The following is a 15,232-nucleotide window of genomic DNA, read 5'->3' as shown; positions in this document are numbered from 1 at the left end:
TTCCCGATCGATTCGCTTTTCAAGAAACATCGTATTTTGATTCGGATTGCCTGTACCGTGGGTCGTGATATTTCTGATTTCTTCCCATACTCTAACCTTTGCCCCTTCCATATCGTGATGTCAATCCATTTACTCCTTAGACTCGTATATATTTTGATCATGTGCTCAGGCAAGAAGGAAGAACGTTGACATTAAGCTGTTCTTGATGGAAGATCTTCGGATTTTAATTCAATCAAAAAGTTATTTTATATTTTAAATAAAATGTAATATAATACTTATATTTACAAATATTTGTTATTGTTCTATACTAAACTTGTAACCAAATAATAGAAAAGGAGCACTTAATATGAAAAAGAAAATGTTAATTGGATTGTTAACTGTTGCTGCATGCTTTTCTGTTGGATCAACATCATTTGCTTCAGACAACTCTACAATGAGTCAAGCTGCATCCTCTCCTTCACCAGTGATACAACCCTATCAGGATTTTGGAGCAGTTATTAATTTAAATGTCGGCCAACGTACTTGGGCTACTGGCTATTCATTTCAGATCATCACTACCGATGGGAGCGTTATCATAGAACCCTATAACGATTATGCGTTTTATGCTCTCAGACCAGGGGTTACGGTTATAAGAGCTGATTTTGGTAATGGAAACTGGATGTATTATTCAGTAGTCGTAAAATAATTTAATTCGTACTAATCACAAAGAGAGTACCTTAATCACCAATAAATAGTGAAAAGGTACTCTCCTTTTTAGACTAGTATTAACTTGTATCCCCTACGCCGGGCAAAATCAACAAACCTGAACTTGTCTGGCCTATGCCGTGCCTCTGTGTACTGGAATTGACTGGCATCCTCCAGATACACCTGGCGGGACTGATCCTAGCCATTTTATGACTTATCGGACAGCCCCTTTCACGTTCTTCTCGGGTGTATATGATTCTCTATGATCACAAGGATTCCTTGACACTTTCCTGCTCGGGCTCAGGCTCTACATGCACATGCACCGTATATACATCATGTTCTTCCAGCAACTCGTTCTCGACATCTGTGCAGATATCATGGGCCTGCTGCAAGTCCAAATCACCTCGAACCGTGATCACAACGTCCACTACAGCATTGCTGCCATAATTACGTGCCCGTACATCCTTCACCGTCTCGACACCATCAATTCCGGCAATCGTATCACAATATTCCTCAATCAATTCAACATCAAAGCCATCCGTAAGATGGTGTGTAGCCTCTCTAAAAATATCCCATGCCGTCTTGCAGATCAGCAAACCGACGATAATCGCCGTTACCGGGTCAAGCCAAGGCAGACCGAATTGTGAGCCTACAATCCCGATGACTGCACCGATACTTACCCATGCATCCGAAATATTGTCCCGTGCGGCAGCCATCACAGCCTGACTTTTAATTCGTGTAGCCAGCCTCTTGTTGTAACGATAAACCAGGTACATAATCACCGCACAGAAAACCCCGGCATACGCCGCAAGAAGATCGGGGGATTCATGTTTGCCTTGAAAAACAGAACCGAAGGCTTCGAACAAAACTTGAAGTCCGACAGCCATCATAATGAACGAAGCAACCAGAGACGCCACCGTTTCTGCTCTCCAATGCCCATATGTATGATCTTTGTCTGCTGGACGCTGTGCAAGCTTCAAGCCAATCAACACCGCAATAGATGCCACGATGTCCGTTGCATTATTCAGTCCGTCTGCCTTGAGCGCTTCGGAACCCGCCATAGTACCAATAATCAGCTTCAGTGCAGTCAAACATATATAAGAGACGATACTGATGATCGCCCCGCGCTCCCCGAGTTTTAAATTATCGTATCTCTGCTGATCCACCTTCAAATTCCTCCTGCAATCTTCAACTCTACTAACACTCGTATGATGGTATCATTGAACATTTGTGTGGGTCTAGAGAAACGTTTTAAGTGTAAGACAACATAGTCTGAGGGCGGCAAGAGTTTAACGAGAAACCAAAAAAGTTGCGTCTGGAAAACTTGTGTCCCTTGTCTTTGACAATTTAAAAAACCTGTCCGTCTCCGGGCAGGTTTTTTAAACAAATTTTATAAATTAGCTTTAAACATCATTCAAAAATTAATCCAGAAGCGTATAAATCTGAATGCTCTCCACTTTCGCATCCTTGATATGAAACGACATTACATCCACATAGTTGGACGGCTCGTAACGGAAATCGTCCTCTTCATTCGGGGCTCCGTCACCGAGCAATTTCCCTTCAGGATAAGCACTTTTTAGTGTATCCAGGCTGTCTCCTACTTTAATATTCCGCGCTGTCGTATATGTGGGTTCTGTTATTTCAATATGAAAGATGGAGTCTTGTTTCCCCTCCGGTATACTGATTGTTTTGATCTCCAGACCCGGATACGAGTACACTTTTTCCGTAAAACCGATTAATGTGTCCATATTCGTTCCATCGTCAGCGCTGTAGGTATGAGATTTCAGGTTATCCGGTTTGCCCAGCATCTGTTCCATCTGCTCTTCATTCGCTGTATCGGAGATCGCAATAGTGTGCTCGTTATAGACAAAAGCAAGCTCCTTCAGCACCACGTTGCCTTCCTTCTCCATCGAACCTTCTTTAATGACTTCACCGCCCTCTCCCTCGGAACTTTCGGAAGGAGACGTATTGGAATTTGCTGCACCTTCGCCTTTGTTCTGTTCATTCGATGTACCTTGTTCAGCCGAGTTCGGTGCAGGAGCTGGAGAATTGGAGTTACCGGACTGACAGCCCGTCAGTGCCATCGTTAGTAAAGCACTAAGCAGGATAAGACTTGCAGATTGGTTTGTTAATTTCATCATGATCCCTCCATAATGTGTGTGATTTCTTCTTATGAAGTGATTATAAAAAATGCATTTGTTAGTCTCATAACAGAATTGTATCAATCTTGTAACGTTACTTGACCGGGCTGATTTATGATGTTCGAGGCAAAACAATCGTAACGGTCGTGCCTTCTCCCAGTTCACTTTCGATGTCGATGTATCCGTTAAACCGTGCCACAATCTCTTTGCAAATGGACAGACCAAGACCTGAACCGTTCGCTGTATTTGCATTTTTTGCCCGGTAAAAACGTTCCTGTACTCGCTCCAGCTCATCTCCCGCGATGCCGATGCCTTGATCACATATCCGTATAACCACTTCACTCGAAGTATGTTCGATCTGCACTTCAATCTGTGACGGATTTTCCGAGTACTTGATGGCGTTGTCCACAAGGTTAGCGATCGCATGAGACATCAGCATGGGGTTTACGTTCGCATAAATTTTGGTTGTACCCTCACCCTGCGTTGCTGCCTCTGCTCTGTTGATTATGATTGCGATTCCTTTTTCCTTGGCCTTGCCTCCCATATTGATAGCGACTTGCTGAATAAGCTCGTTCATTTCTGTCTTCTCGACCTCCAGCTCGTCAGAACCAGCCTTGTCGAATCGGGATAGTAATAACAATTCATTGATCAAACGGGTCAGTCGATCCGATTCCTGCAGCAGATGAGCATAGATCTTATGAAGCTGCTTGTCCTCCGTCTCTCCTTCATACAGGTATTGTGAGAAACCGCGAATGGCTGCCAAGGGTGTCTTGAGCTCATGCGATACATTGGAGACAAATTGTTTCTGGTACTGAATGTAATCATGAAGCTGCTTCCCCATTTGGTCTAACCCTTCAGCCAGCATGCCAAGCTCATCCTTCCGCTTCAGATGCACTCTGCGAAACTCCTGTCTGGAGAAGCTTTGCACAGCGCCGAGCAGTACCTTGACCGGTTTGGTTGTATTGCGTGCAATCCAGAGACTGGATAAGGTAATCAGCACAATGAATCCGCCTGCACCTGCAAACAGGATATAACGTATCTGATCCATCATTGTATAAAAGTACGATATATCCTCAACGAACTCATACACATAAGCGTTCTGGTAGTATTGGTCCTGAATCGGAGTCGCAAAATAAAGCAGATGATCATCCGTAACCGTGTAGGCATAGCTGCCGCCAAGAGCTTTCTCTATATTTTTTGCAAAAACAATCGGTTTGCCATCATTAATGATGATGCCATCTACAGCCAGGCCCAGCAGCTGCCTGGAACTGTCGTAGATACGTACTTCCTTGCCAGAAGCTTTCAGCTTCTCCAGAGCAAGTCTGACAATCTCCTTGGTCTGCGGCTCTCCAGATGATGACCTGTGCTGTGATAAAACCTCTCGGAAGGACAACTCGGAGAGATCGGCTTTCTCCGTCATTTGCTTCTCAATGGTAACGAAGCTGTAGTAATCAATCGCCTTGTTGATTGCAAATATGATGATGCCAAAGGAAAGCACGGAGAAAAATAAATAATTCAGCAGTAACCGTGTTGCATACTTCAGACCGGCCCACCTCCAAGCTGATAGCCAAAACCGTAGATGGTTCTGACATACTTCGGATCATCCGCGTTATCCTCCAGCTTCTTCCGCAAACGCATGATGGTCATGTCTACGCTGCGACTGTCTCCCATAAAGTCATAACCCCATCCAATCTGTAACAATTCATCCCGCGTAAAGATTTTGTCAGGCCTTTTCAGCAGCGTTTCCAGAATTTTAAACTCTTTGGCTGTTAAAGACACAGGGATATCATTTTTCATCACCCTTCGGCTTTCCAGATCAAATGTCAGCTCTTCATGAATGATGCGTGTCGATTGCACCTCTGTTCCTTCACTTGTGTCCTCCCTGCTCTCGTTTCTTCTCAGAATGACCTTGATGCGGGCCAGCAATTCCCGATTGTCAAAGGGTTTGGTCATGTAATCCTCCGCTCCCAGCTCAAGCCCCAGTACCTTGTCTATAATCTCATTTTTGGCAGAAAGCATGATCACCGGAATGGCGCGTTTTCCCGTAATTTCCTTGCACAAATCATATCCGGAGCAATCTGGCAGCATCAGATCAAGCACTACTAAATCAGGTTGAAAGGAGTCCAGCAGCTGCAGGCCAGCTCTGCCATCCTCTGCGGTCTGCACATCATAGTTTTCTCGTCTAAGCACCAGCTCAATTAAATCTCGAATTGCAATTTCATCATCGATCACTAGAATTTTCTTCAAGGGATTTCCTCCAGTTCGGTATATCCGCACATTCATTTTCTGCTTATCCTTCATCGCTTAAGAACTCAATGTCTTTACTATAACAATGCTTTGTCAAAAAAACATCGGCTTCCTGGTTCAAGTTGCTCTGTTTCAAACATAACTTAAAGAAACCAACGGAAAGGAGACAAATGCAATGCGGTGCATTCCGAAGACGTTAAAAAAAGACTCAAAGCGATAAACCACTCGATCGGTTTATCGCCTTGAGTCTTTTTAGTTGGAACAGTTGTATATTTATTTATTCCATTTCTCAAACCACACTTCCAGGGCATGAACCACCTGCTGAAGCTGCTCTTCTTCTGTAATTTGAGGTGTATTATCTCCCTTCTGCATGCCATAGGAGCCAAATTGACCATGATTTCTGCCTTCAATGCTTAGGGTAAAAAAACAACATTAGGCTGTATGATATCCTGATTCTTCGGTTCAAATTGGTACCCATGCCTGATTTCACTTACAAGCACCTTGCCGTCGCTTTTCATTGCGGCTTCTGCTTGTTTGGACGGGCTGTAGGTTACGGATGCCAAATAGGCAAACAATCCTGCAACCAAGGCAATAATGATCACGCTGGCCCATATCGCAAATTTTTTCCGTCTGTTCCTGCGCGCTGCTGTCTTCGCCATAACCTGATGACCCACCTTTTATAACTTATCGTATTCCTTGACGATTTTTATTATATTTACTGGTAAGTAAAATTACAAGCCTCTTTGCTTAAATGTATCTTTTAACATAAAATATTGATGAAGGAGCGTGTACGAATCTATGCCAGCACAAGTACCTAAACGTTTACGGGGCAGACCTAAACAGACGGACAATGATATTTCCATCCAGCAAACGATTATTTATACTGCCTCCACCCTTTTTAAAGAATTTGGATACGAGACGGTAACACTCCAGCAGATTGGCAAGAAATGCGGTGTATCCAAACCGACCATATATTATCATTTTGCGAGCAAAGCTGATCTATTCCAGGCGGCCATGACAACGATGCTGCAGAATGTAAGAAAAATTACCGCGCGTATGCTGGAGGAAGCAGCGCATTTGCAGGATGGATTAATTCAATTAGCCGAGGCCCGGCTCGCCAATCCGCATGGCCAGATTGAAACGATGATGCGAGAAGCAGAGCCGCTGCTGGAGGAGACACACATTCATGCAATTCGAGAGGCGGAGCATCAGATTCATGTAGTATTGGCTGCGCATTTCAAGCTTGCCATGGAGCAGCAGATGTTCCGCGAGGAGGATCCGTTATTTCTGGCAGAGGCGTTCTCTACGTTAATGTTAATGGGCAATCGCGAACATGATATGAAGAAATATGAGTCGCATCACGTCCTGGCGGAGAAGATTGTACGTGTTTTTCTCAAAGGCGTGACCTTATCTTAGATCTTGTTATGAAGGTCAAAGAACCCCCGCGCTTCGCTCGAAAGCTCAGCAACGAGGGTTCTTTGACGCGGTTAGTTTTCCCCACGCAAACCATCTGTGATTTGAATGCGCTCAAGCCGTCTGAGCGGCCAATATGTAGCTAACAGTGTAGCTGCAATGGCTCCTGCACTGGCGATTAGAATGCTGCTCCATGGGACTAACCATTCCATCTGCACAGCGTTTCTCATCAGATAAGATACGCCGTAACTTAAAGCTGTTCCCAGCAGGCTTCCATACATCGCTGCGAATATGCCGTAGAACATGCCTTCCAGCAGCACCATTTTGCGAATTTCCTTCTGAGTCATGCCAATGGCTTTTAATACAGCAAACTCTTTGGTTCGCAGAATGAGATTCGTACTCACCGTATTCAAAATATTCAGGAACGCAATGGCTGAGATGACACCTATGAAGCCATATAGGAAAATATTTAACGTCATCGCATCGTTCCGGGCTTGCTTCATTTCCTCTACCCGATTCTGGTAACTATACCCTGCATCCTTTTGGACAAGGCTTTTGAAATAATCTACAATTGCCCCTTTATCTGTCTCAGGATTGGCTTGAATGAAAATTCTGTCGTAGGTGTTATCACCAGTGATGTTTTCAATCACCTTTGGTGTTGTTATCATTTGAATAATCGCACTTTCGGAGTATTTATCAGAGAGAGGACCTTGATCTGCAATCCCGACAACAGTAACGGTTTTGTATGACTGCTTATCATCCATTGACCGGACTCTAATTTTATCCCCAACCTTGAAACGGGTTTGATCAATGATCATATTCGTTCCTTGTTCTGTGGTCATGCTGATTTTCTGAATGATGATTACACCGTTCTCGTCGTTCATTTGGCTCGCATCTATGCTTCCGGAAGTGAGCTTGGGACGAAGCTCCTGAAGTCCGTTTATACCGAAAGACATCAAAAAATTGTTGCCCGTCCGATATCCGTTTTCCTTTTCAACGGAGTACATTTCCTTTCGCTGCTGGTAATAATCCGGATTCACTTTCTCTTTGGGAATGATCGCCTGGAGCTGATGATTGTAAAAAGGATAGGCTTGTTTAACTCCATCAAGTGTAGCCACCTTGTTATAAACCGAATTAGGGATACGTTTTTTCATACCCTGATAGTCCAAGGAGTAAGAGTAATTGATGCCCGATGTAGAAGTTGTGCCTAGAACGCTCACCAAGCCGCTAAACACAATGTACATGACAATGCTGATAATCATCGAAAATGCCGTAATGCGAAATCTCTTTCGGTTCCGCCGAATATTTCGACTGGCAAACCGCCCTTCGAATCCAAGCCATTTGCTTCCAGCAAAGGACAAGCGTTTGAAATCCCCCTGCTCAACCACCGTGCTGCCTGAAGTTTTCAGTGCTTCAAGTGGTGAGACGCTGGATGCCAGCTTCGCCGGACCCAGCGCTGACACATTGACAACAATCAGTCCTAAACCGGCAGCCGCTAGTAGAACAGGCACTGAAATAATCATGTGCATATCGTTCAGAAAACCTAATGTCTGGAAACTGATGTTATAGAATAAAACTTTCATCAAAATGGTTCCTGTAAATAAACCGATCGGAATGGCTATCAGACTAAGCACCGTTGCTTCCTTGAATACAATCTTGCGGATCTGAGAGGGTGTTGCACCGATACATCGCAGCATGCCAAATTGAGAAATGCGTTCGAGCACTGAAATATGAAACGTATTGTAAATAACTGCGCTTGTGCATCCCATAATGATAAGAACAACGGCTGCTAATGCATACATTGAACTTTGATTAACATTGGTATAGGTACTCTTGCCAAACAGTTTGAGCAATTCATTGTTATATTCGATCCGAATATTTTTAATTATCGATTCCCGGTTCAGCTCCTGAGCTGAATCCTGATCTACACTTTCCCAACCCAAGGACGACAGAATGGCTTCCGTTTTATCCTTTATGTTGTCCATTGATTTCATGGTTGCATAGATAAAGAAAGTCTGAGAAGGATCGATTTTTTGATGATCATCATACGTAATTGCTGAATAGATAAAGGTGGATGACCACATTACATTTTTGGCTGGTTTCATCACACCGACGACGGTATATTGCTGTTTCATGCGCGGTTTGAATTTCTCATCCAGGTCCCACCCATAATCACCAACGGAGTTCGCACTCTTCACCTTTCCAGTGGAAGCTTCGATCCGATCTCCCAGGTTTAGCGTTATCTTATCTCCAATTGCTGGTTTCGAAGCGAAAGTATTCAGGCTCCAGGATGACAGGATGATTTCATTAGGCTTTTGTGGCAAGCGTCCACTCTCTAACTGAACTTGAAGCTTGGACATGGCTTGCGAGTCGTATCCTTTCACATTCAAATAACGATACGGCGCAGCAAACGGGTTTTCCTTTTGCTCCTTTTCACTCGTGGAACTTATGATTGCATAACCAATACGATGTATGACTCCCGCACTGCCTATGACGGCCTGATTTACGATGTGAGGTACATCTTGGCCTGGAACCCCATTGAAGGACACCTCATAATTACCGTAATCTTGAATCGTCTGACGTACCAGCTTGTCCTGATAACTCATGGCAAGTGTGCCGACAGCAGTAAGAAGCGTTACGGATAGAATAATGCCAACAATGGTGAGAATGGATCTTTTTTTCTGGCCAAGTAAATATTTCTCCGTGAGTCCCGTGTACTTATGCATCGTGCTGACCCTCAAATTGCTGATCGAAAAGAACCCCGTCTTTAATGTTCACAATCCGATCCGCTCTCCGGGCTATATTGGAATCATGTGTAATCATGATTAAGGTTTGATTGTATTTTCGAACCGAATAGGTGAGCAAATCTACAATTTCCTTGCTGTTTTTGCTATCCAGATTCCCCGTCGGTTCGTCAGCCAGAATGATCGAAGGTTTGTTAATCAAGGCTCGTCCAATGGCTGTGCGTTGCTGCTGTCCACCCGACAACTGGTTAGGGAGATGATGCTTTCTATCTTTTAGACCCAGTACGTTCATTAGTTCGTCTGCATAGTCTTCATCGGCTTGACGATGGTCAAGCAGCATAGGCAGTTTAATATTTTCCTCTGCGCTTAGAACCGGAATCAAGTTATAGGCCTGAAAAATGAATCCGATCTTTCGTCTTCTGAAAATTGCTAAATCCGTCTCGTTCAGAGAATACAAATCTGTCCCATCAATATGGACTTGTCCACTGGTTGGACGATCCACACCGCCAAGCAGATGCAGTAACGAACTTTTCCCCGAACCGCTGGCACCAACAATAGCGACAAATTCACCCTGTTGAACCGTTAAATTAATATGTTTCAGTGCATCGACTTTGGCGTCGTTGCTTCCGTATGTTTTACATAAATCATGCGTTTTTAAAATCTCCAAAGCATGTGCCTCCTTCAAGAGCTTGAACAATTGATGTATTCATATGGGTTATTATCGGCTCGGAAGCTTACGTTAAAGTGAAGAGGAAGCTTACGTTATTGTAAGCTTCCTCTTAATATACTGTTTTCATGAAAGTAATTCGGAATTCGGCTCCCTTTCCAGGTTCACTTGATACCGAGATGGTTCCACCCATACCTTCAATAATAGACTTCGTCAGGGACAGACCTACCCCGGTACTGTGGGGTTTGGCATTACTTCTTCCGCGGTAAAATCGGGTGAACACATGAGGAATTTGATCCGTGTTAATTCCTTCTCCTTCATCCCGGATGATAATAGAGTGAAACAATCCCTCGTCCTCCATCGTAATGTACACTTTGCCTGATACGGGAGAGTGCTCCAGCGCATTTTTAGTCAGATTAATAATCGCCTCGGTTAACCATTCTTCATCTGCATGCAGCAACATGCCTTCGCCGCCTTGAACGATGATCGTCTGTTTCTTCTGCTCCGCCAAGGGCTGCAAGGTCTGCACAGTGGATTCAATGATGTCTTTGGGTCTAATGTTTTGCAGTTGAAAAACGATAGCTCCCGCTTCCACTCTTGCCAGCTTCAACAAGCTGATAATCAGCCATTCCATCCGTTCAATCTGCTGCCTGCTTCGTTCCAGGAAAGTGGTTCGTATCTCTTCTTTCATATGTGGGTCATGCAGCATATTGTCATTAAACACAAGCAGGGAAGCTAACGGTGTTTTGAGTTGATGCGATATATCCGTAAGCAGATGGCTTAGAAATGTTTTCTCCTGCTTTAGCTGATCTACACTATGGCTTAATCTTTCTGCCATCATGTTGAAGCTATGGCCGAGGGCACTGAAGTCTCCCTCTGTATTCTCAGGCAGAGATGTATCGAATCGACCTTCCACCACCTGCTCCGCTGCATACGTTACAACGCGAATTCTGGAAAACAGCTTGCGGTACTCCCAAAATAAAAGCATTAAAATCGGGATACCACACAGGAAAAAGATCAACGCTGTATTCCCAGGTAATGCTGTGCCCGACAGGGCAGGCTGATCCTGAATGTTCATTTGCTCCGTATACCCGTATTGAGACAATATTTGTTTACCTAACGTAAGATCCTGTTGGTCTGAGCCTTGAGTGATATTGTGAATGAGCTGCTCTTCGAGTTGTGGCTGTTTGCTTAATACTTGCCCAACAAAGGCCGCATGCTGATTGACAACCGTTTCATTGATGCTTTGGATCTGCAGGTTCATCACAACGTAAATGATTGCAGTCAAGCCTAATTGAACAAGAATGAATTTGGTGAAAACAGATTTCCATTCCGGATTACGGATGACTTCGTTCATCAGCGGTACGCTCCTGTCGTTTCAGCGTTCCATTTGTATCCAACTCCACGAATCGTAACAATATACGTAGGCGCGGCGGGCGTTTCCTCCACCTTTTCCCTTAATCTGCGTATATGAACGGACAACGTATTATCATCAATGAATTCGCCAGAAACATCCCATAACTTCTCAAGGAGTGATGTCCTACTGCATATTTGTTTGGGATGGGACATTAACATAAGAAGCAGCCGGAACTCCAGCGTTGTCAGCGGAACTTCCTTTTTATTTTTGAGAACAACTCCTTCCAGCACGCGAACTTCCAACGCCTCAGATTTCCAAATGTTTGAATGCTGATCAGGGCGGGAGTGTCGTCGTAAAACAGCCTTGATTCTGGAAAGCAGCTCCTTGGTACGAATCGGCTTGGTCATATAATCATCAGCACCCAGATCAAGTCCTGCGACCACATTCATCTCTTCATCCAGCGCGGTGAGAAAAATGATCGGCACCTGTGATTTCACACGAATCTCCTTGCATAATTCATATCCCGTTCCGTCAGGCAAGTTAATATCGAGCAAAATAAGTTCTATTTCGTTCTGCACAAGAGCATCGCGAGCTTCCTTCAAGGTTCCCGCATGAGTGACCTCATAACCTTCATTGGTTAACGTATACTCTATTCCAAACACAAAATTGTCATCATCTTCAACAAGTAAAATGCGATTCATTGCTGCCCCCTATCCTAGCGTAACCTCTTAAATCCAAGTGTATTTGCCTCATCATTCTACTAAATGTCACATTTGAAATACAAGGAGGGGCTCGTTTGCCGTTTGTTGTATGAAGATGTTCCGATGCTCACGGGAAAAACAACAAAAAAAGACAACCGATGTATTTATCGGTTGCCTTTGACGAGAAATGATCAAACGGTCAAGTCGTGCTAGAGGTGCAGGGTTCCTTTTGCACTCTCTCCCGAGACTCATTTTATTTCATCAACTTCTCCGGATTCTTCACCTTAATTGAAACAACTTCACCACAGTTCAGACAGATCGTATATACGCGTTCAGAACCAAGCGACAGCTTTTTATCCAAAGGCCGCAAATTAATAAAGTCGGTTGCTTCGACAAAGGATGTACCTCCACAGTCGTTACAAGTCTTGGATGTTGTTGTCATATCAAACATTCCCCTTTCTTCTTATGTAATTTCAATCCATCATTTCAATCATTTCAATGCATACTTACCCTTTCTTACACACACTTATGACCATCGGGCTTGAGGGTTGAAACGCCGTGTGATCCCAGTTTGCATACTGATGTTCAACAATAAACCCTTGCTTGTCCAGCAACTGCTGAAGGGACTGCACATCTGTAAATCGGCAAGCAATGCGTGACGTCGTACGCCGATGTCCCCAATCCCGAATGGTTACCCAGTGCATGATCTGGTTCTCGGCATCATACGTCTGGGTGCCAGATACCTTGACGGTAACACCATCAACATCAACAAATGTGCCCCAGCTCTCTTCCTCTTCATCAGATAAATCATTACCGTCTGGATTTCGCATTTCAAATGCAAATATACCGCCGGGCTCCAGAAGGTTATACACGGTTTGCAGCAATGCTTGCTGATCATCATCACTCAAAAAAGCCTGAAATGCATTCCCCGTTAGATAGATCATGGAATACCGCTGATCCGTCTCAAACGTACGAGCATCGGCTTCAAGGAATTCAGCCGGAAACTCAACCGATAGCTCCTTTGCTTTGACCCTCGCATAGGCTAGCATGGGCTCCACGATATCCACTCCTGTGATTCGAACACCTCTTTCGGCTAAATAAAGTGTGGCTAGTCCGGTTCCACAAGCAAGCTCCAGCACGTGCCCCGGATATTTCTTGGCAAGTTGAAGAAAAAATTCGTATTTATCAGTTTCGCCGCCAAATTCCAGATCATAGTTCATTGGATCCAGGTACTCTTCCTGATTGTTGTGATCAATCAATACGTCTCAACCTTCTTCCATAACAATGTATTTACAACAGTGATCATAACACAATATAATAGTTTACATCGAGTAAAGGTTAACTTATTGTATACCATTATAATAAATGTAAATGATGGAGAAGGAGAAATTTAAACATATGAGCACGATGACACCATCCACCCGCTTTCCAATGTTTATTTTGATGTTAAATCTATTTATCGCTTTATTAGGCCAAGGGATGCTGATTCCGATTTTACCGGAGTATCTCAAGCTGTTCCATGCAGGGGGCACCGTTGCTGGTTTTCTGGTCGCGGCCTTTGGTGCAGCCCAGTTTCTATTTTCGCCGCTCGGAGGACAATGGGCTGACCGTTTTGGACGTAAAAAGCTGATTATGGCAGGCATGTTTCTGGTTGTCGTGTCTGATCTTATTTTTGCGGTATCCACATCTCTGCCTCTTCTCTATATCGCTCGTTTCATCGGGGGAATCAGTCTAGGTCTGATGGTTCCAGCCAATCTGGCTTATGTTGCCGATATTACAACCCCGGAGACCCGTGCCAAGGGGATGGGATATTTCGGTGCATCGATGAACCTGGGTATGGTTCTTGGGCCAGGTCTGGGCGGTTTTATTGCCGAGATGGGTGTGCGTATGCCGTATTTCGTCGCTTCCGGTTTGGGTTTGGTTGCGGCACTTCTTACCCTTCTCTTGCCGGAGACTCTTCCGCCTGAAAAAAGAACGATCTCAACGTCGAAGAAAAAAGGGTTCGCCATGAGCGAGCAAATCTGGAGTTCGTTCAAGGTGCCTTATTTCGGATACTTGTTGATTATTCTGGTGATGACCTTCGGTTTGATGAGTTATGAGACCGTCTTCTCGCTGTTTGCTGAATATAAATATGGCTTTAATGCTTCAACCATCTCGATTATCATTACCATGGGAGCGATTATAGGCATCGTGATCCAAATCTGGCTACTGGACTTTTTTGTGAAACGGTTGGGCGAAATCAAGCTCATCCGTCTGTCCTTAATCATGACCCCGATTGCCCTTTTGCTCATGTTAATTAAAGTTAATTTGGCATTTCTATTATTTGCGTCAGCACTATACTTTGCTTTTAATGCATTTCTGCGCCCAACTGTCAGCTCGCTAATTTCGCAAAACGCTGGAGATCGGCAAGGTTATGCCTCTGGTCTGAATACGACCTATTCCAGTCTGGGAACCGTCTTTGGCCCTCTCGTTGCCGGTCTGCTGTTTGACAAAAACGTGAACTTCCCGTATATTTTTGGTGCCTTTATGTTACTGGCGGCGTTATCACTTACGCTGAAGACACAACGTTCCAGGAAAGGAAACCGGTATGCAAGTGAATGAGAGTTGGCATCAGCAGTTGAAAAACCAGCACAGAGATAAGCTGATTGAAGCTGGCAAGCAACTGTTTCTAAAGCATGGACTGCTTCAAGTGAAGATCAAGGACATCTGCGCCGAGGCGAATCTTAGCCGGGTGACCTTTTATAAACATTTTCAATCGATCGATGAGCTGTTGCTCACTATTCAGATGCAATTGGTTGAAACCATGACGGATCATGTAAGACAAGCTGCAAAGCCGAGTGGTAGTGGCCGTGAACAACTAGCTACAATGCTGAACGCATGGGTTTCTTTTGCCAAGATGAATCCTGACCATATTCGTTTTATCCAGTTGTTCGATATCAATTATGAAGTTGTTCATTTTAAGCAAGAACTGAAAGATACCTATGAACGGTTTATCCAAAACGGTAAAGAGAACCACTTTTTGCTGGAAGCGCTGAACTCAGGAGTTGCCGACGGCAGCATCCGTAATGCTACACCTCCGCTTAAGCTGGCTCAGTTCATATTTACGGTGATGATGGGCATGTTGCAGAAAATGTTTACACATCGATCTCATGAACTGCATCAACTGGATGATCAGATGACAAAGCAGTTGGTCGATATGCTGCTGCAGTTTGCAAGCAATAATAGTACTGAAGAAAGAATGAACGAATAGATTGATCACAACACCTCCAACAAAATAT

The 15,232-nt window shown here is 44.2% G+C and carries 16 protein-coding genes; 4 read left to right on the top strand and 12 right to left on the bottom strand.

Annotated features, from left to right (window positions below; genetic code table 11):
- The first annotated feature begins 346 nt into the window (after nucleotides 1-346).
- Nucleotides 347-685, top strand: a complete 339-nt coding sequence (locus HNR77_RS05920; RefSeq protein WP_184181668.1) for a cupredoxin domain-containing protein — start codon at nucleotides 347-349, stop codon at nucleotides 683-685.
- Nucleotides 686-950: 265 nt separating this feature from the next.
- Here the strand turns inward: HNR77_RS05920 and HNR77_RS05915 are convergent, their stop codons facing one another.
- The 6 genes from HNR77_RS05915 to HNR77_RS05890 form a co-directional block, all read right to left on the bottom strand.
- On the bottom strand, nucleotides 951-1,850 hold the full coding sequence (locus HNR77_RS05915) for a cation diffusion facilitator family transporter (protein WP_184181666.1): 900 nt from the start codon (nucleotides 1,848-1,850) through the stop codon (nucleotides 951-953).
- 255 nt (nucleotides 1,851-2,105) lie between these two features.
- Entirely contained in the window at nucleotides 2,106-2,822 is a 717-nt protein-coding gene (locus HNR77_RS05910; protein WP_184181664.1) for a hypothetical protein, read from the bottom strand.
- A 115-nt stretch (nucleotides 2,823-2,937) separates the two neighbouring features.
- Entirely contained in the window at nucleotides 2,938-4,323 is a 1,386-nt protein-coding gene (locus HNR77_RS05905; RefSeq protein ID WP_184181663.1) for a sensor histidine kinase, read from the bottom strand.
- A gap of 41 nt (nucleotides 4,324-4,364) precedes the next feature.
- On the bottom strand, nucleotides 4,365-5,072 hold the full coding sequence (locus HNR77_RS05900; RefSeq protein ID WP_184181661.1) for a response regulator transcription factor: 708 nt from the start codon (nucleotides 5,070-5,072) through the stop codon (nucleotides 4,365-4,367).
- Nucleotides 5,073-5,345: 273 nt separating this feature from the next.
- A complete protein-coding gene (locus HNR77_RS05895) occupies nucleotides 5,346-5,483 on the bottom strand; it encodes an alpha/beta hydrolase (RefSeq protein ID WP_184181914.1) in 138 nt (45 codons plus the stop codon).
- A gap of 2 nt (nucleotides 5,484-5,485) precedes the next feature.
- Nucleotides 5,486-5,731 carry a hypothetical protein gene (locus HNR77_RS05890; RefSeq protein ID WP_184181659.1) on the bottom strand — a complete coding sequence of 82 codons (246 nt, stop codon included), beginning with the start codon at nucleotides 5,729-5,731 and terminating at the stop codon, nucleotides 5,486-5,488.
- Between the two features lie 139 nt (nucleotides 5,732-5,870).
- Here HNR77_RS05890 and HNR77_RS05885 point away from each other — a divergent pair, with 139 nt between their 5' ends.
- Complete coding sequence (locus tag HNR77_RS05885) at nucleotides 5,871-6,488, top strand: TetR/AcrR family transcriptional regulator (RefSeq protein WP_184181657.1); 618 nt, start codon at nucleotides 5,871-5,873, stop codon at nucleotides 6,486-6,488.
- A 71-nt stretch (nucleotides 6,489-6,559) separates the two neighbouring features.
- On the opposite strand, the gene HNR77_RS05880 is transcribed toward HNR77_RS05885, so the two are convergent.
- The 6 genes from HNR77_RS05880 to HNR77_RS05855 all read right to left on the bottom strand — a co-directional run bounded on the left by HNR77_RS05880 (nucleotide 6,560) and on the right by HNR77_RS05855 (nucleotide 13,213).
- The gene (locus HNR77_RS05880; RefSeq protein WP_184181655.1) at nucleotides 6,560-9,211 is read right to left on the bottom strand and encodes an ABC transporter permease; all 2,652 of its coding nucleotides are present in this window, start codon (nucleotides 9,209-9,211) and stop codon (nucleotides 6,560-6,562) included.
- Complete coding sequence (locus HNR77_RS05875) at nucleotides 9,204-9,896, bottom strand: ABC transporter ATP-binding protein (protein ID WP_184181653.1); 693 nt, start codon at nucleotides 9,894-9,896, stop codon at nucleotides 9,204-9,206. Before HNR77_RS05875 ends, HNR77_RS05880 begins: the two co-directional genes overlap by 8 nt.
- Before the next feature lie 112 nt (nucleotides 9,897-10,008).
- Nucleotides 10,009-11,253, bottom strand: coding sequence for a HAMP domain-containing sensor histidine kinase (locus HNR77_RS05870; protein WP_184181651.1), 1,245 nt, complete (start codon nucleotides 11,251-11,253; stop codon nucleotides 10,009-10,011).
- Nucleotides 11,253-11,954, bottom strand: a complete 702-nt coding sequence (locus HNR77_RS05865) for a response regulator transcription factor (RefSeq protein ID WP_184181649.1) — start codon at nucleotides 11,952-11,954, stop codon at nucleotides 11,253-11,255. The genes HNR77_RS05870 and HNR77_RS05865 overlap by 1 nt, the downstream gene beginning before the upstream one ends.
- 253 nt (nucleotides 11,955-12,207) lie before the next feature.
- Nucleotides 12,208-12,396: a hypothetical protein gene (locus tag HNR77_RS05860; RefSeq protein ID WP_184181647.1), complete on the bottom strand. Its 189-nt coding sequence runs from the start codon at nucleotides 12,394-12,396 to the stop codon at nucleotides 12,208-12,210.
- 64 nt (nucleotides 12,397-12,460) lie between these two features.
- Nucleotides 12,461-13,213: a class I SAM-dependent methyltransferase gene (locus tag HNR77_RS05855; protein ID WP_260410331.1), complete on the bottom strand. Its 753-nt coding sequence runs from the start codon at nucleotides 13,211-13,213 to the stop codon at nucleotides 12,461-12,463.
- 139 nt (nucleotides 13,214-13,352) lie between these two features.
- Between HNR77_RS05855 and HNR77_RS05850 the strand changes: the two genes are divergently transcribed.
- Both HNR77_RS05850 and HNR77_RS05845 read left to right on the top strand, forming a co-directional pair.
- Nucleotides 13,353-14,555, top strand: coding sequence for an MFS transporter (locus HNR77_RS05850; protein ID WP_184181645.1), 1,203 nt, complete (start codon nucleotides 13,353-13,355; stop codon nucleotides 14,553-14,555).
- The gene (locus HNR77_RS05845; protein WP_184181643.1) at nucleotides 14,548-15,204 is read left to right on the top strand and encodes a TetR/AcrR family transcriptional regulator; all 657 of its coding nucleotides are present in this window, start codon (nucleotides 14,548-14,550) and stop codon (nucleotides 15,202-15,204) included. Before HNR77_RS05850 ends, HNR77_RS05845 begins: the two co-directional genes overlap by 8 nt.
- Nucleotides 15,205-15,232 lie beyond the last annotated feature (28 nt).

This window comes from Paenibacillus sp. JGP012, from assembly GCF_014203995.1.
Lineage (GTDB): Bacteria > Bacillota > Bacilli > Paenibacillales > Paenibacillaceae > Paenibacillus > Paenibacillus silvae.
This window is presented reverse-complemented; position numbering and strand designations above follow the sequence as displayed.

Coding starts and splice junctions, on each gene's coding strand:
- HNR77_RS05920 (WP_184181668.1), top strand. CDS start 347: ATGAAAAAGAAAATGTTAATTGGATTGTTAACTGTTGCTGCATGCTTT.
- HNR77_RS05910 (WP_184181664.1), bottom strand. CDS start 2,822: ATGAAATTAACAAACCAATCTGCAAGTCTTATCCTGCTTAGTGCTTTA.
- HNR77_RS05890 (WP_184181659.1), bottom strand. CDS start 5,731: ATGGCGAAGACAGCAGCGCGCAGGAACAGACGGAAAAAATTTGCGATA.
- HNR77_RS05885 (WP_184181657.1), top strand. CDS start 5,871: ATGCCAGCACAAGTACCTAAACGTTTACGGGGCAGACCTAAACAGACG.
- HNR77_RS05880 (WP_184181655.1), bottom strand. CDS start 9,211: ATGCATAAGTACACGGGACTCACGGAGAAATATTTACTTGGCCAGAAA.
- HNR77_RS05870 (WP_184181651.1), bottom strand. CDS start 11,253: ATGAACGAAGTCATCCGTAATCCGGAATGGAAATCTGTTTTCACCAAA.
- HNR77_RS05865 (WP_184181649.1), bottom strand. CDS start 11,954: ATGAATCGCATTTTACTTGTTGAAGATGATGACAATTTTGTGTTTGGA.
- HNR77_RS05860 (WP_184181647.1), bottom strand. CDS start 12,396: ATGACAACAACATCCAAGACTTGTAACGACTGTGGAGGTACATCCTTT.
- HNR77_RS05850 (WP_184181645.1), top strand. CDS start 13,353: ATGAGCACGATGACACCATCCACCCGCTTTCCAATGTTTATTTTGATG.